General features: G+C 67.2%; 18 protein-coding genes and 1 pseudogene. 7 read left to right on the top strand and 12 right to left on the bottom strand.

The window, feature by feature from the left end:
* Positions 1-13 precede the first annotated feature (13 nt).
* Entirely contained in the window at positions 14-511 is a 498-nt protein-coding gene (locus M1248_RS30295; protein WP_163729268.1) for a polyadenylate-specific 3'-exoribonuclease AS, read from the bottom strand.
* Positions 508-1,383: a hypothetical protein gene (locus M1248_RS30290; protein WP_163729270.1), complete on the bottom strand. Its 876-nt coding sequence runs from the start codon at positions 1,381-1,383 to the stop codon at positions 508-510. Before M1248_RS30290 ends, M1248_RS30295 begins: the two co-directional genes overlap by 4 nt.
* Positions 1,384-1,467: 84 nt before the next feature.
* Between M1248_RS30290 and M1248_RS30285 the strand changes: the two genes are divergently transcribed.
* On the top strand, positions 1,468-2,760 hold the full coding sequence (locus M1248_RS30285) for a glycosyltransferase 87 family protein (RefSeq protein WP_163729273.1): 1,293 nt from the start codon (positions 1,468-1,470) through the stop codon (positions 2,758-2,760).
* On the opposite strand, the gene M1248_RS30280 is transcribed toward M1248_RS30285, so the two are convergent.
* From M1248_RS30280 to M1248_RS30260, 5 genes are all read right to left on the bottom strand, one after another.
* Complete coding sequence (locus M1248_RS30280) at positions 2,757-3,482, bottom strand: lysophospholipid acyltransferase family protein (protein ID WP_163729275.1); 726 nt, start codon at positions 3,480-3,482, stop codon at positions 2,757-2,759. The genes M1248_RS30285 and M1248_RS30280 overlap by 4 nt on opposite strands.
* Before the next feature lie 103 nt (positions 3,483-3,585).
* Positions 3,586-3,987, bottom strand: coding sequence for a hypothetical protein (locus M1248_RS30275; RefSeq protein WP_163729277.1), 402 nt, complete (start codon positions 3,985-3,987; stop codon positions 3,586-3,588).
* Positions 3,984-5,243: an ArsA family ATPase gene (locus tag M1248_RS30270; RefSeq protein WP_317150610.1), complete on the bottom strand. Its 1,260-nt coding sequence runs from the start codon at positions 5,241-5,243 to the stop codon at positions 3,984-3,986. Before M1248_RS30270 ends, M1248_RS30275 begins: the two co-directional genes overlap by 4 nt.
* A gap of 22 nt (positions 5,244-5,265) precedes the next feature.
* Complete coding sequence (locus M1248_RS30265) at positions 5,266-5,706, bottom strand: SRPBCC family protein (protein WP_317150609.1); 441 nt, start codon at positions 5,704-5,706, stop codon at positions 5,266-5,268.
* A 68-nt stretch (positions 5,707-5,774) separates the two neighbouring features.
* Positions 5,775-6,164 (bottom strand): polyketide cyclase / dehydrase and lipid transport, encoded by a 390-nt coding sequence (locus M1248_RS30260; RefSeq protein WP_163729281.1) that lies wholly within the window; start codon positions 6,162-6,164, stop codon positions 5,775-5,777.
* Positions 6,165-6,257: 93 nt separating this feature from the next.
* On the opposite strand from M1248_RS30260, the gene M1248_RS30255 reads away from it, so the two are divergent.
* On the top strand, positions 6,258-8,060 hold the full coding sequence (locus tag M1248_RS30255) for an AMP-dependent synthetase/ligase (RefSeq protein ID WP_197905578.1): 1,803 nt from the start codon (positions 6,258-6,260) through the stop codon (positions 8,058-8,060).
* Here M1248_RS30255 and M1248_RS30250 read toward each other — a convergent pair.
* The 4 genes from M1248_RS30250 to M1248_RS30235 form a co-directional block, all read right to left on the bottom strand.
* The gene (locus M1248_RS30250) at positions 8,057-9,184 is read right to left on the bottom strand and encodes a glycosyltransferase family 4 protein (RefSeq protein WP_317150608.1); all 1,128 of its coding nucleotides are present in this window, start codon (positions 9,182-9,184) and stop codon (positions 8,057-8,059) included. The genes M1248_RS30255 and M1248_RS30250 overlap by 4 nt on opposite strands.
* A gap of 20 nt (positions 9,185-9,204) precedes the next feature.
* Positions 9,205-10,050, bottom strand: a complete 846-nt coding sequence (locus M1248_RS30245) for a DUF4157 domain-containing protein (RefSeq protein ID WP_317150607.1) — start codon at positions 10,048-10,050, stop codon at positions 9,205-9,207.
* A gap of 23 nt (positions 10,051-10,073) precedes the next feature.
* Positions 10,074-11,228: a peptidoglycan hydrolase RipC gene (gene ripC / locus M1248_RS30240; protein ID WP_174262051.1), complete on the bottom strand. Its 1,155-nt coding sequence runs from the start codon at positions 11,226-11,228 to the stop codon at positions 10,074-10,076.
* Positions 11,229-11,379: 151 nt separating this feature from the next.
* Positions 11,380-11,610, bottom strand: coding sequence for a hypothetical protein (locus tag M1248_RS30235; protein ID WP_163684556.1), 231 nt, complete (start codon positions 11,608-11,610; stop codon positions 11,380-11,382).
* Between the two features lie 134 nt (positions 11,611-11,744).
* On the opposite strand from M1248_RS30235, the pseudogene M1248_RS30230 reads away from it, so the two are divergent.
* Positions 11,745-13,544: pseudogene (locus tag M1248_RS30230) on the top strand (DEDD exonuclease domain-containing protein); the annotation flags it as partial.
* On the opposite strand, the gene trpD reads toward M1248_RS30230, so the two are convergent.
* Complete coding sequence (trpD, locus tag M1248_RS30225; protein WP_232076526.1) at positions 13,482-14,558, bottom strand: anthranilate phosphoribosyltransferase; 1,077 nt, start codon at positions 14,556-14,558, stop codon at positions 13,482-13,484. The pseudogene M1248_RS30230 and the gene trpD sit on opposite strands and share 63 nt — an antisense overlap.
* Before the next feature lie 49 nt (positions 14,559-14,607).
* Between trpD and M1248_RS30220 the strand changes: the two genes are divergently transcribed.
* The 4 genes from M1248_RS30220 to M1248_RS33470 all read left to right on the top strand — a co-directional run.
* A complete protein-coding gene (locus tag M1248_RS30220) occupies positions 14,608-15,219 on the top strand; it encodes a heme-copper oxidase subunit III (protein WP_163729290.1) in 612 nt (203 codons plus the stop codon).
* A gap of 47 nt (positions 15,220-15,266) precedes the next feature.
* Positions 15,267-16,103, top strand: a complete 837-nt coding sequence (locus M1248_RS30215) for a c-type cytochrome (protein WP_163729292.1) — start codon at positions 15,267-15,269, stop codon at positions 16,101-16,103.
* Entirely contained in the window at positions 16,100-17,293 is a 1,194-nt protein-coding gene (locus M1248_RS30210) for a ubiquinol-cytochrome c reductase iron-sulfur subunit (protein ID WP_317150606.1), read from the top strand. Before M1248_RS30215 ends, M1248_RS30210 begins: the two co-directional genes overlap by 4 nt.
* The coding region (locus M1248_RS33470; RefSeq protein WP_410506762.1) for a hypothetical protein at positions 17,290-17,428 on the top strand (139 nt) is incomplete at its 3' end. The genes M1248_RS30210 and M1248_RS33470, both read left to right, overlap by 4 nt.

Raw genomic sequence — 17,428 nt, 5'->3', positions numbered from 1 at the left:
CCGATAGCGGTTTTCACCGCTGGACTGGCACTTCGCCGGTGGTCATCAACTGGAAGCGCAACAGGTTGTGACGCGCGTCCACCAGGGCGTCGTGGGCGTCGCGCGGTCGCGGCGGCATCCGGGGCGATCCCCTCTCCTCCCAGAACTGCCGCAACTCCCGGGTGAACCGAGGAATCGCAGGCGGCAGGTCGGTCATCGGGCCCCACAACTGACACAGCACGACATGGTCGTAAGCCCCGACCCACGCCCACAGTTCGATCGGCTCGTCACCGTCGACGCCGAAGAAATCTTCCAGCTCCGAGCGGATCTGCCGACGCGAGCGCCATAGCTGCGACGACGGCGAAGGGAGCTTGGGCAGCACGTTCTTGCGCACCCAGCTGCCCGCCTGTTCCGGGTTGAACTCCGTTGAAATACCGTAATATTCGCGACCGTCCTCGGCTGCGACGCCAATGGAGATCAGCTCGATCGTCCGGCCGTTGTCGATGAACTCGGTGTCGTAGAAGTACTTCACGCCCGCGGTACTCCCGCCGCCGCCCGCTCTGGCGCCGGGGCGGCGCGGATCTCGCGGTCCAGTTCCTGGTTCACTTCGGCGTCTTCCGGGAAGCGTGGCTCGCCCGCGATGACGTGCTGCAGCCACAGCTTGGCCTGCACCACCGGTCGTCGCAGCCGACGTTCGCGCTCCAGCGCGCGGTGCATCTTCCTCGGGCGGTCGCCGTATCGCCATCGGGCCCACGGCGCGTGTGGGCGGGACAGCCGGATCGCTCCGATGAAGAGCAGCGGGGTGATGAACATCCCCACCAACCCGGTCCAGACCTTGCCCTTGAGCAACACGACGACCGCCAGCATCAACGTGAGCGCTGCAAGGGCGATCACGCTGGCCCTCGCCTCGAACGAGTGGTCGTTGCGCCAGATCCCGATATCGAAGAAAGACAGCGGGTTGAACCCCAGGACGAGCAGACCCGCCACGGCGACGGCAGCGAATACCGCGTCGACCGAAGTTCGCCCGTCCTCGGCCCAATAAACGTCCTGCAAGTGCAGGATCAGCGCGAACTCATCGAGCACCAGTGCGGCTCCGATTCCGAAAAAGGTTGCCGCGACCGTGAATTCGGGTACCCCCCCGTTGACCGCCAAAGTCACCATCGACACACCGGAGATCATGACGAGTATCACGCCGATAACCACGTGGTGGATGTGCAGTCCGCCGCCTGCAGAAATGTTGCGCGGCTGCCACCACTTGCGGGGCGCGTCGGAGTCGGCATGGCTGCGGATGTACCGCACGATCGTGCGCGTCACAAAGAACGTGAGAATGAACGCGACCAGGCAGAACACCAGCGGTATTCGGCTATGTGGAATGCCGAAGTCGAGGTCGAACGTCGCGCGCACGGTCGAAAACTTACGCCGACCTGCGCGTGTCACGCCCGGGATACCCTCCGACGCGCCGGTGGCCACCGATAGTCTGGTCGCGAAATGAGTATTCGGCGGTCTCCCGGCATGCCTGATTGGGGACGAATGCTCGCCTGGCGGCTGGTTCAGCTGCTCACCGTGGCGGCATTGGTCTGGGCCGGCTGGCGGCTGCTGGGCCACACCCCGTACCGCATCGATATCGACGTCTACCGGATGGGCGGGCAGGCCTGGCTCGACGGCCGGCCGCTGTATGCCGACGGTGTCATGTTCAACACTCGCGGCGGGCTCGACCTGCCCTTCACCTACCCGCCGCTGGCGGCCGTCCTGTTCGCGCCGTTCGCGCTCCTGTCGCTGGACGGTGCGAGCATCGCCATCACGCTGGCCACACTGCTTCTGCTGATCGTCGCGACGACCATCCTGCTGACTCGACTGGACGTATGGCCGGATCCGGCGGACGGCAAGAGCGCTGTCACCTCGGAGCCGGCATGGCTGCGCCGGACCTGGCTGGCCGCGGCGATCGTGGCGCCCGCGGTCATCTACTTCGAACCGATCCGGTCGAACTTCGACTTCGGCCAGATCAACGTGGTGTTGATGACCCTGGTCATCGCCGATTGCGTCCCGCGCAAGACACCGTGGCCGCGCGGCATGCTGTTGGGGCTGGCGATCGCCCTCAAACTCACCCCTGCGGTGTTCCTGCTGTACTTCGTCCTGCGTCGGGACACCCGCGCGCTGCTGGTCACCGCAGCGTCTGCCGCTGCCGCCACGCTGGCCGGGGTGGCGTTCGCCTGGCGCGACTCGTTCGAGTACTGGACGGAAACTGTGCGCAACACCGACCGCATCGGCACCGCGACGCTGAACACCAACCAGAACATCGCCGGCGCCCTGGCTCGGTTGGGCCTCGGCGAAGGCATGCGATTCGTGTTGTGGACCGTCGCCTGTTTCGCGGTGCTGGCGCTGACGGTGTGGGCCGTGCGACGCGTCTTGAAGGCCGAGCAACCGGTGCTCGCCCTGATCTGCGTGGCGATGTTCGGGCTGGTGGTGTCGCCGGTCTCCTGGTCGCATCATTGGGTGTGGGTGCTGCCCACCGTGCTGGTCACCGGCATCGCGGCCTACCGCCAGCGGCACGTGGCCCTGGGGGTTGTCGCCGCGGCGGGCGTCGCGCTGATGATCTGGACCCCGATCCCGCTGATGCCCGAACACCAGGAAACCGCGGCGTCGCTTTGGCGGCAGCTGGCCGGCGGTTCCTACGTGTGGTGGGCGATCGCGGTGATTGTCGTGTCAGGCACGATGTCGTGGCGCCAGACCCAGGGCTCCGATGCCGCGGTCGACGAAGCGCGTGTTCCCGCGGTCAACTAACCGGCGGCAACTTCGGGCATACGGGCGGACGGCTTCGCGGTGGGCTCCGCCTTGCCTTCCTTGACATCGGCGGCGTACAGGTCGACGTACTCCTGCCCGGACAGGCGCATCAGCTCGTACATCACCTCGTCGATGACGGCCCGCTCGATGAACCGGTTGCCTGCCAGGCCCTCGAACCGGCTGAAGTCCATGGGCTTGCCGAACTTCACCGTGACCCGGCCGAATCGCCACATCTTGCTGCCAGGCGGATTGACGGAATCCGTGCCGATCATCGCGACCGGAATCACCGGGACACCCGTCTCCAGCGCCAGTCGCGCCAGCCCTGTCTTGCCCTTGTAGAGCCGTCCGTCGGGTGAGCGGGTGCCCTCGGGATACATACCGAGCAGCTTGCCCTCACCGAGCACCCGCGCCGCGGTGGTCAACGCGGCCTGCGCACTGTCGGCGTCGGAACGGTCGATCGGCACCTGGCCCGCGGCGGTGTAGAACCACCGCTGGAACCACCCTTTGAGCCCCGTTCCGGTGAAGTACTCGGCCTTGGCCAGGAAGGTGATCCGGCGGCGGACCACAAGAGGCTTGAAGAAGCTATCGGCAACGGCTAGGTGGTTGCTGGCGAGGATCGCGGGTCCCGAGCGCGGAACATAGTCCAGCCCTTCGACTTTCGGCCGGCCCAGCAACGACAGCAAAGGACCCATGAAGATGTACTTGAACAGCCAATACCACATGGGCCCCTCCTGATGATCGAACACACCTCGGTGTTCTGCGACAACTGTACCCACGCACCGGGCATGCGACCACAGCGCAGCCTCGGCGCGAGATTGAACTCAGCTAGTCCTCGACCGTTACCGGAATGTGCTGATAGCGCCCGGGTCCCGGTGGTGCGGGCCCGTCATTGTTGGGCGGTTCCGGCGGCGACGGCGGCCCGTCCGGAGGCGGAGGCGGTGCGCCACCCGACTGTCCGGAATGCGCAGTGTCCTCGATGAGCGCCCGCACCACGGTGAGCAGCGCGACGCTGTGATCAGCGATGACCGTCAGCAATGGATGCTGTTCGCCCGACGCCAGCGCGGCCAGTGCGCACACCGGGCACCACACCTGCTGGCACTTCCCGGGGGTGGCGTCTGGGGCGGCCGCACGCGCCGCGGCCATGCGCAGCGCGGGGTCGAGTCGATCCAGGATGGTCTGCGCCAGCTGCCGCAACTCCGGACCGATGTCGGAGTGTTCGCCGTTCACTGAGGCCACACCTCCGGATTCGGTCGGAACCGCACTGTCAGTTCACTGCCTCGCAGCTGCGCGTCGATCACGATGCAACGACGTAGTACCGAAGCGAGTCGAACACGGCGTCGCATCCCGCCGACACCGATGATCAAGTCGTCGTCGACCCGTCCGAGCGCGAGGGCGGTTGAGTCGACCTGCGGCAACTCTAGCCGCAGTCGGTAGACGGCTTCGAGACCGGATCCGGATTCCCTGTCCACGATCGGCCGCAGCGGACCAGGGGGCGGTGAACCGTCGCGCCTGCGTGCGGCGTCCAGCAGCTCGCCAAGTGCTTTCGGACCGATCGGCTCGCCGGCCAGGTGCGGAACGAGGACGAGCTGCACGTCGCCGATCATGCTGTCCAATTCGTCGAGCACCGACTGCTGCTCGGAGATCCGTTCGGAGTACCAGTCAAACGCGGGATGATCGGGCAGGTTGCGGTACTCGTATGAATCGTCCTGCACCAGAATCTGGTTGACGATCAACTCGTCGATCCGAACGCCCATCAACGCCAGCGAGCCCAGCGTGCGGGCCGCCTCGGCGGCGACCACCCGTTCAGCGGTCATCACCAGATGGGCGCTGAGTACGGACCCGTCGGTGAGCAGCGCGCTCAACCGCTCGGTGCCCGCGCCGATGCGTTCCACGAGTCCCACGACCGCAGCCGAACGAGCGTCGTCGGTGCCGGACAGCCGGCGGTGCCGGGGCCAGGCGCGCTCCAGGTAAAGCGCGAACGTCGCGGGCAGCGTGAGCATGCGCAGCGCATCGGCGGTCGACGCGCAGTCCACCACGACGTGATCCCACTGACCAGCTGCCGCCAGCTCGCCGACCTCGTGCAAACCGAGCACTTCCTGGATACCCGGCAGCGCTGAAAGTTCTTCGGGGGCAACGCTTCCCAGATCCGACTCGGGAAATCTGCCGGCCAGCATCCCGGCGATCTCGCGCCAGTGCGTCTCCAGCAGTGCCAGCGTGTCGAGCGCCAACGCGTCGAGGAGACCACCCGCGTCGGTGCCGTTGTCAAGGTCGGCGAAGACCCTGGTGGGTTTCCGTCGCCCGGTCGGAGTGATTTGCGCGCCCAGGACGTCACCGATCGAGTGCGCCTGATCCGTCGACACGAGCAGCACCCGCATGCCCGCGCGGGCGTCGCGCACGGCGGTGGCGGTGGCCAGAGTCGACTTCCCGACACCGCCCTTACCGACGAAGAGACTGATCCGAGCCACCGGCGGGCCCGGATTCACACCGCGAGGGGGTGGCGGAAGGTCACTCAGCCTCGGCTCGTTTCTTGAGGTCCTTCAACGCGGTGTCGGTGAGCCGCCGTTCGGCCTTGCGCTTCAGCAGCCCGATCATGGGGATGATCAGGTCGACCGACAGCTCATAGGTAACGTCGGTTCCAGACCCCTTGGGCGACAACCGATATGCGCCGTTCAACGACTTGAGCAGCGAACTGGACACCAAGGTCCACTCCACCGAGCCGCGGTCGACCTGCTTCCAGTCGTATGCCAGAACCATCGTGTCCTTGAGCACGGCCGCGTCCAACACCAGTCGCGCCGTCTTGGGATACCCCTCCGGACCTGCCTCGAGGACCTCGCAGTACTTGTACTCGTTGACCCACTCCGGATAGGACGCGATGTCGGCGATGACACCCATCACCCTCGACGGGTCGGCATCGATGTAGATGGTCTGCGCCGTCTTGTCCGCCACTGCCTTCTTCTCCGTCTATCTGCCGATGGCCCAGAATCTACCCCGCGCGGCGGCGTTGGGCCCAAGTCTCACGCCAGCCGGGATACCCCGACCGGGCGCGTCGCCTCCAGGCGCCGCTTCACCTCGAACGCCATGTCTTTGCCCGCTACCCGGCGCTGATGGTTCATTTTGGCGAGGTTCATCTTCGCCAGCTGCCAGGCCGCCACGCCCGACGGTTCAGCATGCAGGAAATAATGCAGGATCACCCCGTCCAGGGCGGGCTGCAGCCAGACTTCCATCGTGCCGGTGAGCGCGCCGGCGACTGTCCACCGGTGACCGACCTCGCCGCGGTCCTCCACCACGGTCAGCCGCAGGTCGGGCCACCAGCGGCGCCAGTTCGCGGGGTCGCCGACCGCCGTTCCCACCTCGGCGGGGTCAGCGGAGACAAACGTCTCGTCGGCGATCTGGATGCTGTGCATGGCCTACAAGCTATACATGCGTGCCCCGGTCGGTGTCGACGGTGGCCGACTACGCTATTGAGCGGCAAAGCCGCTAGTCGAGAGGCCATGATCGTGCGCGAGTTCAGTGTCCCCGCCTCATTCACCGTGGGTGAGTATGACAATGTCGTCAGCTCCGTCTTCAGCCACGAGCGCGACGATCCCGACCACGTGATCTTCCAGCGCCTCGTCGACGGCGTATGGACCGACGTCACGTGCAAGGAGGCCGCCGATCAGATCCGTTCGGCGGCACTGGGGTTGATCGCCGAGGGTGTGGCCCCCGGTGATCGCGTCGCCGTCCTGTCGGCCACCCGCTACGAGTGGCCGATCCTGGACTTCGCGATTCTCGCCGCGGGTGCGGTGACGGTGCCGATCTATGAGACCAGCTCCGCCGAGCAGGTGAAATACGTACTCGAGAATTCCGGCGCGGTGCTGATATTCGCCGAGTCCGACGCTCACGCCGACAAGATCGAGCAGTTCAAGGGCGAGGTGCCCTCGTTGCGCACGGTGCTGCGGATCGACGGTTCGGATACGCCCGCGCTCGACGCGCTCGCCGCGGCGGGCGCGTCGGTGGACGCCAAACAGCTCGATGACCGCCTGGCCGGCGTGAAGTCCTCCGACCCCGCGACGCTGATCTACACGTCGGGCACCACCGGCAGACCGAAAGGCTGCCAACTCACCCATTCCAACCTGCTCTACGAGATCCGCGGCGCCAAGGACTGCTTCCCCACGCACCTGGCCAAGGGCGAACGGATGCTGGTGTTCCTGCCGCTCGCGCACGTACTGGCCCGCGCGATCACCGTCGCCGCGTTCACCAACAAGGTGACGCTCGGGTTCACCAGCGACATCAAGAACCTCGTGCCGACGTTCGCGGTCTTCAAGCCGACGTTGGTGGTGTCGGTGCCGCGGGTGTTCGAAAAGGTGTACAACACCGCCGAGCAGAACGCCGAAAGTGGCGGCAAGGGCAAGATTTTCACGGCCGCCGCCGACACCGCGATCGAGTGGAGCAAGGCGCAGGACACCGGCGGCCCCGGTCTTGTGCTCAAACTCAAGCACGCGCTGTTCGACAAGCTGGTCTACGGCAAGCTCCGGGCCGCACTCGGCGGCGAATGTCACGCCGCGATTTCCGGCGGCGCCCCGCTTGGTGCACGGCTGGGCCACTTCTACCGCGGCGTCGGGCTCTCGATCTACGAGGGCTACGGGCTCACCGAGACCAGCGCGGCCATCACCGTGAACCGCGTCGGCGACCTGCGCGTGGGTTCGGTCGGCAAGCTGCTGCCCGGCAACAGTATGAAGCTCGGTGAGGACGGCGAGCTGCTGGTCAAGGGCGGCGTCGTGTTCAGCGGCTACTGGCGCAACGAAGCCGAGACCAACGCGGTGTTCTCCGACGGCTGGTTCCACACCGGCGATCTGGGCGCCATCGACGACGACGGCTTCCTGACGATCATCGGTCGCAAGAAGGAGATCATCGTCACCGCCGGCGGCAAGAACGTCGCACCCGCCATCCTCGAAGACCGGCTGCGGGCCCACCCGTTGATCAGTCAGGCGATGGCGGTCGGTGACGCGAAACCTTTCATCGCAGCGCTCATCACGATTGACCCCGAGGCGTTCGACGGCTGGAAGGACCGCAACGGAAAAAACGCGGGCGCGTCGGTCGGTGACCTGGCCACCGACCCCGACCTGGTCGCCGAGATCGACCTGGCCGTCAAGGAGGCCAACGAGGCCGTGTCCAAGGCCGAGGCGATCCGCAAGTTCCGGATCCTGGGCGTGGACTTCACCGAGGACACCGGCGAACTGACCCCGACGATGAAGGTCAAGCGCAAGGTGGTGGCCGAGAAGTTCGCCACCGATATCGAGGGTTTGTACGCGAAGGACTAGAGCAGGTCGGACAACTTGGCGGCCTGGTCCTTCCACTGCCAGTTGTCGACGGCCCAGCGCCGACCGGCCGCCCCCATCCGGGCCGCCCGGTCGGGATCGGCGAGCAGATCGCTCACGGTCGCCGCGATCGCGCCGACGTCCCAGCCGTCGACCACCACCCCGGTCTCGCCGTCGAGCACGGTCTCGGGCGCACCGCCTGACCGGCCGGCGACCACGGGCACTCCGCACGCCGACGCCTCCAGGTAGACGATGCCCAGACCTTCGACGTCCAGGCCGGCTCCCCTGGTCCGGCACGGCATCGCGAACACGTCAGCCATCGCATGATGGGCCGGCAGTTCCTCGCCAGGCACGCCGTCGGTGAACACCACATGGTCGGACACCCCGAAGTCCTGCGCGAGGCCCCGCAGGGATTTTCCGTAGGGGCCGCCGCCGACGATCACCAGAGCGGCACCGTGCACACGTTGCCGGATGGCGGGCAGCGCCCGGATCAACATGTCCTGGCCCTTGCGCGGCACCAGTCGCGACAGACAGACCACGACGGGGCGACCGCCCAGCCCGTAGCGGGCCCGCATCTGCGCGCGTGCGATCTCGTCGGGCACGAACCGCTCGGTGTCCACACCCGGCGGCAGATGCTCGAGTGCCGCATGCGGACCGAACGCCGACGCGAACCGCCGCCTGGTGTAGCGGCTGACGTAAGTCACCGCGTCGGTCCCGGATCCAATGCGCCGCAACGCCGTTCGGGCCAGCGGGAGCATCGACCATCCCACCTCGTGGCCATGGGTGCTCGCGATCACCCGGGCGGCGCCCGCGTCGCGAGCCAGTGACGCCATCAACGCCAGCGGTGCCGCCGCGCCGAACCACACGGTCTCGGCGTTGTGAAGCTTGATGAGTCGCCGCATCCGACCCGCGACCGACGGTTCGGGCAGCATCAGCGTGGTCGGATGCCGCACCACCTCGTAGTCGGCGGCCCGGTCGAACTCGTCGGAGCCCTTCCACTTCGGTGCGTACACCGTCAAAGTGTGGGCACCCGCGTCGACCAGGTGGCCCACGAATTCCTGGAGGTACGACTGAATGCCGCCACGTCTGGGCGGAAAATCGTTGGTAACCAGCAGGACCCGACTCATAGCCCGTCAGGCTATTCCCTCTAGCGCCCGGGTGGGCGGTCCCCCCAGGTCAGCCACTGCCGCCATGCGGCCAGCACTGCGGCGAGGTCGGTTCCGAGGGCGTCTTGCACCGCGGTGGCGACGTCGGGGTGGCCGTGTCCGCCGGCGCGCACGTAGAGGTCCTTCAGTGCTGCGGTGCCGTAGGTGTCGGCCACGAACCGGCTGAACCACCAGGCGCGGTCGTAGGCCAGCGAGCGGTCGGGCCCGCTGAGCTCCGCCTCGGTCGGCAGTCCTGCCCCTGCCATAGCGGCGGCGTGGGTGGGCAGCGGCGTGGGAGGGCGAGCGACGAAGTCGGCAACGCCCTCGGTGAGCCACTGCGGTGCATCGGCTGCGGTCGCGTGACGTGCCGCGTAGTGGAACAGTTCGTGGCGCAAGACGATTCGCAGCGATTCATCGCTCATCTGCGCAGCGCCGGGTGCGAACACGATTCGTTCGCCGGTGGTGGTGGCCGCGGTGTGAGAGTCGCCGCCGCCGACCGCCGCGAACTGTTCGTCGGTGCCGGTCGCCACCAGGACGATCTCGCGCGGCCAGTCAGGTCCCCAGAAGCCGGTGACGGCGTCCGCCGCGTCGTCGAGATGCGCGGAGATGCGCCGCAGCAGGGGGGCGGTGCGCTCACCAAGACCGACCAGGCGCACGGTGCGGCCGTCTCGCAGCGTCTGCGTGGTCGGCGCCGAGGAGGGCGTGCTGAGGGACGCCGGTGCGGCCATCGGCGGATCGGGCTGAGTTGGTCCGGCATTGCCAAGTAGAAGCAGTCCGCAGACCAGTTCGGCGATCAGGACCGCGGCGAGAGTGGTTCTCGTCTTTGCATGCGAGAGGCGATCTGCCACTCGCCGGCGCTGGTTCTCCAGGGTCAGTAGCGGCGGACGTTGTAGATCGGCGCGTTGTCCACTGGGGCGACGCGCACCGGCGTGCCATAGGTCGAGGCGTGAACCATCATGCCGTTGCCGATGTAGATCGCGGTGTGCGATGCGTCGGAGTAGTAGTTGACGACGTCACCCGGTTGCATCTGGTCTACCGAGACCGGCGATCCGCCGTTGGCCAGCGCCTGGCTGGAGTGCGGCAGCGAGATGCCCGCCTGCTGGAACGACCACTGCACCAGCCCGGAGCAGTCGAACGCGTTGGGGCCGGATCCGCCCCACGAGTAAGGCGATCCGATGCGGCTCAATGCGGCCTGGATGACGGTGGTGCCGTGGCCGCCGACTGGCGGGGCCATGTCACCGGGCGGAACGCCGGGGGCCGGAACAGCGCCGGCGGGCGGCGGAGCGATGCCAGGAGGAGCGGCGGCGAGTATCGCGGGATCGCCCGGGGGCGCCGGAGCGGGCGGCGGCGGGATCGGGGGCACGGGCGGCATGGCGGCCAGGGCCTCGCGCTGGTTCGGCGTCAACGCCTCGTACTGCGACTTGACGGTCGCGATCTCGACCTGCAGCTTGCTCTGCTTGGACTGCAGATCAGCACGGACGGCGGCAGCCTGCTCGGCGGCGGTCTTCGCCGCGGCGGCCGACTTCGCCGATGCTTCCTCGGCGGCGGCTGCCCGTGCGCTGGCCTCCCGGAAGCTCTTCATCTGTGACGATATTTCAGCGGCCATCACGCGCTGTACCGACATCTGATCGATGAGACCCTGCGGCGACGAGGCTGTCAGCAGGGCGTTCATGCCGTCGGGCCGGCCACCCATGTACTGCGACGCGGCGATCTTGTCGACACCGATCTGGAATGTCACCAGTGCAGACCTGGCGGAATCCAGCGCACCGGCGTCGGCGGCGTGCTTGGCCTCCGCGGCCTCTTGCGCAGCCAGTTTGTCGTTCAGATCCAGTTGCGCGGAGTGCATGGCCTCGGTCGTCTGCTCGGCCTGCCGCGACAGTTCATTGAGCTTCGCCAGCGCGTCATCGGCGGGATCGGCCTGCACACCCGAGGCGAGAAGTCCGCCGAACACCATGAGGCCGGCTATCACACCGATACCGGGTCGCTTAAGAACACGAGTGAACCATTGCGTGCGGTCGAGCCTCAAGATTGCGTCCTTCAACTGCCGTGACGGGCCGTGTCGAGCTGCGCTTAGGTCTCAGACAGGTTACGAAACGGCATCGCCCTTGTCCAACAGAAGACGCAAATTTAACAGGCGACGCCACATCTGCAACAACCGGCCCACCTGTAGCGTGTTGTCACGCAACGCCAGAGTTATTGCGGCCGTGGATCGGAACGAGTCGAAGACGTGGCGCCAACCCCACGTCAGCGAGCACTTCGAGCGCTCGGCGTTCGTCGTCGAGCAAAGTTTCGGGGACGCCGAGTAGGACACTGACGACGCAGTCCTGACAACCGGGGCCCCGCACTGCGCAGTCATCGCAGTCGATGGTGACGGTGCCCGTGTCGGGCACCTCGTCGTTATCAAACATTCCGCAGTCCTCCTGCTCGGTGTTGCCCGCACGGTATCCGCGGGCACCGACATTTACGTTTGGTGTGTGCCGCGGGCGGCGTGGCAAAGCCCAGCCTGGCGGCATTTGTCGGTCCGGTTCCCTACCGTCAGCGCATGGGCCAGCTCAGCTTCGCTGACGTCGAGCCATTGGCTTTCAACACTGATGTGTCGTTGCGCGAAACCACGTTCGTCGTCGTCGACCTCGAGACCACGGGCGGCCGCGCCAGCGGCGAGAACCACGACGCCATCACCGAGATCGGCGCGGTCAAGGTGCGCGGCGGCATGGTGCTTGGCGAGCTCGCCACCCTGGTCGACCCGGGCCGCAGCATCCCACCCCAGATCGTGTCGCTGACCGGCATCACCACGGCCATGGTGTGCGATGCCCCGACGATCGACTCGGTACTCCCCTCGTTTCTCGAATTCGCGCGCGGAGCGGTGCTGGTCGCCCACAACGCCGGCTTCGACGTCGGGTTCCTGCGCGCGGCCGCCGAGCGCGCCGAGATCGCCTGGCCCCGGCCGCCGGTGTTGTGCACGGTGCGCCTGGCGCGACGCGTGCTCACCCGCGACGAGGCACCCAGCGTGCGCCTGTCGGCGCTGGCCCGGCTGTTCAGGGCGTCCACCACCCCGACGCACCGCGCCCTCGACGACGCCCGCGCCACCGTCGACGTGCTGCACGGGCTCATCGAGCGCGTCGGCAACCAAGGCGTACACACCTATACCGAGCTGCGGTCGTACCTGCCCGACGTGTCACCCGCTCAGCGCCGCAACCGCCATCTCGCCTCATCACTGCCCCGGCGGCCCGGCGTCTACCTGTTCCGCGGGCCCGCGTCGGAAGTCTTGTATGTGGGCACGGCCGTCGATCTGCGCCGTCGGGTCGGCCAGTACTTCAACGGCGCGGACCCACGCACCCGCATCAAGGAGATGGCGTCGCTGGCCACGGCGGTCGACCATGTCGAGTGCGCGCACGATCTGGAGGCCGGTGTGCGAGAACTCCGGCTGCTCGCCGCGCACTCACCGCCCTACAACCGCCGATCGAAATTCCCGCACCGGTGGTGGTGGGTGGTGCTGACCGACGAGGCGTTCCCACGTTTTTCTGTCGTGCGTTCGCCAAAGCACGCGTCCGCCGTCGGCCCGTTTCGCGCCCGCGCCGACGCGGTACAGACCGCCGCATTGCTGGCCCGCTTCACCGGCGTGCGGACCTGCTCGGCAAGGCTGGGCCGCGCGGCGCTGCACGGTCCGAAGTGCCCCGAACACGAAGTCTCACCGTGCCCCGCGCCGCGCGACATCAACGCCGCCGAATACGCCGGCGCGCCGACGCGGGCCCGCGACCTGATCGAAGGCGCCGACAGCAGCGCGCTGGCCGACGTGCTGTCGCACATCACCGACCTCGCGGGCCGCGCGCGCTACGAAACCGCTGCGCGGCTGAGGGATCACGCCGCCACCGCCATCGACGTGCTCTGGCGTGGCCAGCGGCTACGCGCACTTGCCGACGTCAGCGAGATCGTCGCGGCGCGTCCGGACGGCGCCGGCGGCTGGCGCCTCGCCGTGATCCGTCACGGGCAGCTGGCGTCGGCGGGCAATGCACTGCGCGGCGTTCCGCCCATGCCGGTCGTGGACGCGATTTGCGCTGGCGCACAAGCGATTCTGCCGAGTCAGGCGCCACTCGGCGGTGCACTCGTCGAGGAGACTGCGCTCATCGCACGCTGGCTCTCCCAGCCGGGCGTCCGGATCGTGCGCGCGGAAGCCGGTTACGCCTCACCGGCGGGCTCGGCGGGTCGATTCTCGGGCTGGGCCGCGGCGGCGCGGTCGGCGCGCGTCGCGGCTGAGCAACTGACCGAAACCCGTTCCGAATCAGAGCTTTTGACCGAACCCCACCCAACGCGCGAGCAGCTTTTCGGCCGCACCCGAGTCGATGGTCTCGGTGGCTCTGGCCAGACCCGACTCCCACGCGGGCACCCACTTGGCGTCGCTGGCTAGACCGGCGTGCGCCACCATCGCGCCGGCGGCATTGAGCACCACAGCGTCTCGCACCGGCCCCTTCTCACCGCCGAGTACCGCCCGCACCGACTCGGCGTTCGCCTCCGCGTCTCCGCCGATGAGCTCGGACAGTTGCGCGCGGGCGAACCCGAACGCCATCGGATCGAACGTCAGCCGCTCGACGGTGCCGGCCTGAACGCGCCAGATGGTGCTCGTCGTGGTGGTGGTCAGCTCGTCAAGGCCGTCGTCGCCATGCACCACGAGCACGCTGGAGCGGCGGGCGGCGAACACTCCGGCCATCACCTCGGCCAGGTCCGCCCACGCGCAGCCGATCAGACCGGCCCGCGGCGACGCCGGATTCGTCAGCGGCCCAAGCAGATTGAAAACAGTGGGCACACCGATCTCACGCCGCACAACTCCGGCATGCCGGTAGGACGGATGGAATTGCGGCGCGAAACAGAATCCGATACCGACCTCGGCGACGCTGCGGGCGACATCCTCGGGACCCAGGTCGATCCGCACCCCGAGCGCCTCCAGAGTGTCGGCACCACCTGAGAGTGACGACGCGGCCCGGTTGCCGTGCTTGACCACCGGCACACCGGCGGCGGCCACGACGATCGCGGCCATCGTGGACAGGTTCACCGTGTTGGAGCCGTCGCCACCGGTACCGACCACGTCGACGGTCTCGTTGCCGATCGTCTCCGTCGGAACTCGGCGCGCATGTTTGAGCATGATGTCGGCCATCTCGGCCACTTCTGCGGGCGTCGGGCGCTTCATTTTCATCGACACGCCGAAGGCGGCGATCTGAGCTGGAGTGGCCGCACCGGTCATGATCTGATCCATCGCCCAGCCGGCCTGGCCGGTCTCGAGCGCCTGACCTGTGGTTAGGCGGCCGAGGAGTTGTGGCCAGGTGGGGGAATCAGCGGAAGTCACGCGCTGATTATGACCAATTGCTCACCCGGGTGGAGTTCAACAACTACAAAGCGTCATACTTGCTTCTGTGACGAGCGCTGTAGGCACCTCGGGGACCGCTATCACGTCGCGAGTTCATTCCCTGAACCGGCCGAACATGGTCAGTGTCGGAACGATCGTCTGGCTCTCCAGCGAGCTGATGTTCTTTGCCGGGCTGTTCGCGATGTACTTCACCGCCCGCTCGCAGGCCGGGGGCAACTGGCCACCCGAGCCGACCGAGCTGAACCTCGTCCAGGCCGTTCCGGTGACGCTGGTGCTGATCGCCTCGTCGTTCACCTGCCAGATGGGCGTGTTCGCCGCCGAGCGCGGTGACGTCTTCGGGCTGCGTCGCTGGTATGTCATCACGTTCCTGATGGGCCTGTTCTTCGTCCTCGGCCAGGGCTACGAATACATCGAGCTGGTCAAACACGGCACCACCTTGTCCAGCAGCGCCTACGGGTCGGTCTTCTACCTGGCCACCGGATTCCACGGCCTGCACGTCATCGGCGGCCTCGTCGCCTTCATCTTCCTGCTGGCCCGAACCAGGATGAGTAAGTTCACGCCTGCTCAGGCCACCGCGGCGATAGTCGTCTCGTACTACTGGCACTTCGTCGACATCGTGTGGATTGCCCTGTTCGCCGTCATTTACTTCGTTCGGTGATCGGCTCGCCGATGCGTCCGTTGAGGGGTTCGAAGAGAAGGGGTTCGATGACCGAGAAGGCCACCGGAACCGGCAAACCGGCGACGATCAAGCGCCGGCGGCTGCGCCGCCGCCTGTCAGCGGCGATGCTTCTGCTCGTCGGGCTGGGGGTCGCCGGTGGTCTGGCGGCCACGCTGACCCCGACCCCGCAGGTCGCGGTCGCCGACGAGTCGCAGTCGGCGCTGCTGCGCACCGGTAAGGAACTGTTCGACACCTCTTGCATCACGTGCCACGGCGCGAACCTGCAGGGTGTGGCCGACCGCGGACCCAGCCTCATCGGTGTCGGCGAGGCCGCCGTCTACTTCCAGGTGTCCACTGGACGCATGCCCGCCATGCGTGGCGAGGCCCAGGCACCGCAGAAGCCCCCGCAGTTCGACGCCGAGCAGATCGATGCCCTCGGCGCATTCGTGCAGGCCAACGGTGGCGGACCGGTTGTTCCGCGCGACGAGAACGGGGCTATCGCCAACGAGTCGCTGCTGGGCAGCGACGTCGCCCGCGGCGGTGACCTGTTCCGGCTGAACTGCTCGTCGTGCCACAACTTCACGGGTAAGGGCGGCGCGTTGTCGTCGGGTAAGTACGCACCCGCCCTGGCGGGCGCCGATCCGGCCCAGATCTACACCGCGATGCTGACCGGACCCCAGAACATGCCCAAGTTCTCCGATCGGCAGCTGTCGCCGGAGGAAAAGCGCGACATCGTCGCCTACGTCCGGATGGCCAGCACGGCTCCTGACCCGGGTGGCTACGGCCTCGGTGGCCTCGGCCCGACGTCCGAGGGCATGGCGATCTGGATTATCGGCATAGTGGCCGTCGTCATCGTGGCCCTGTGGATCGGAGCGCGAGCATGAGCGACGGCACCGGCAAGGGCACCGACACCCCCGGCCAGCAAGGCGTTCCCGGTCAGCCGACCGACGCCGAACTCGCCGCGATGTCGCGTGAGGAACTGCTGGAGCTCGGCGGCAAGCTCGACGGTGTCGAGATCGTCTACAAGGACGACCGCTGGCCGGTTCCCGGCACCAAGGCCGAGAAGCGCGCCGAGCGCCTGGTCGCGTATTGGTTGATGCTGGGCGGCCTGTCGGGCCTGGCGCTGCTGGTCGTTTTCCTGTTCTGGCCGTGGGAGTACCGCAGCGGAGCCGAAGAAGGCCACCTTTGGTACGACCTCGCCACTCCGATGTACGGATTGACGTTCGGTCTGTCGATCCTGGCGATCGGCATTGGCGCCGTGCTGTACCAGAAGAAGTTCATCCCCGAGGAGATCTCGATCCAGGAGCGCCACGACGGCGCCTCTCCCGACATCCACCGAAAGACGGTGGTGGCCAACCTGTCCGACGCGCTCGAAGCGTCAACGCTGAAGCGGCGCAAATTGATTGGCCTGTCGCTCGGAGTCGGCCTCGGCGCGTTCGGCCTCGGCACCCTCGTGGCCTTCGCCGGTGGTCTGATCAAGAATCCGTGGAAACCGGTGGTGCAGACCGCCGAAGGCAAGAAGGCCGTGCTCTGGACTTCCGGTTGGACGCCGCGCTTCAAGGGCGAGACCATCTTCCTTGCCCGCGCAACCGGCAACGGCACCTACGCCAAGATGCGCCCTGAGGACATCGACGCCGGCGGAATGGAGACGGTGTTCCCGTGGCGTGAGGCCGACGGTGACGGCACCACCGTCGAGTCGCATCACCGGCTGGCCGAAATCACCATGGGCGTGCGCAACCCGGTCATGCTGATCCGCATCAAGCCGGTCGACTTGCCCCGGGTCGTCAAGCGAAAGAACCAGGAGAGCTTCAACTTCGGGGATCTGTTCGCCTACACCAAGGTTTGCTCGCACCTCGGCTGCCCGTCATCGCTCTACGAGCAGCAGACCTACCGCATTCTCTGCCCGTGCCACCAGTCGCAATTTGACGCGTTGCACTTTGCGAAACCCATATTCGGCCCGGCTGCGCGCGCGCTGGCGCAGTTGCCCATCACCATTGATCAGGACGGATACCTGGTCGCCAACGGCGACTTCATCCAACCCGTCGGCCCGGCATTCTGGGAGCAAACAAATTGAGTCCGAAACTGCCAAAACCACCGAATATGGCCGAGGTCGCGGCCGGCCAAGGCGACGCCATCGATTCGCGCTATCACCCATCAGCGGCGGTGCGTCGGCAACTCAACAAGGTGTTCCCGACCCACTGGTCGTTCC

The organism is Mycobacterium sp. 29Ha (assembly GCF_032883055.1).
GTDB lineage: Bacteria > Actinomycetota > Actinomycetes > Mycobacteriales > Mycobacteriaceae > Mycobacterium > Mycobacterium gallinarum.
This window is presented reverse-complemented; position numbering and strand designations above follow the sequence as displayed.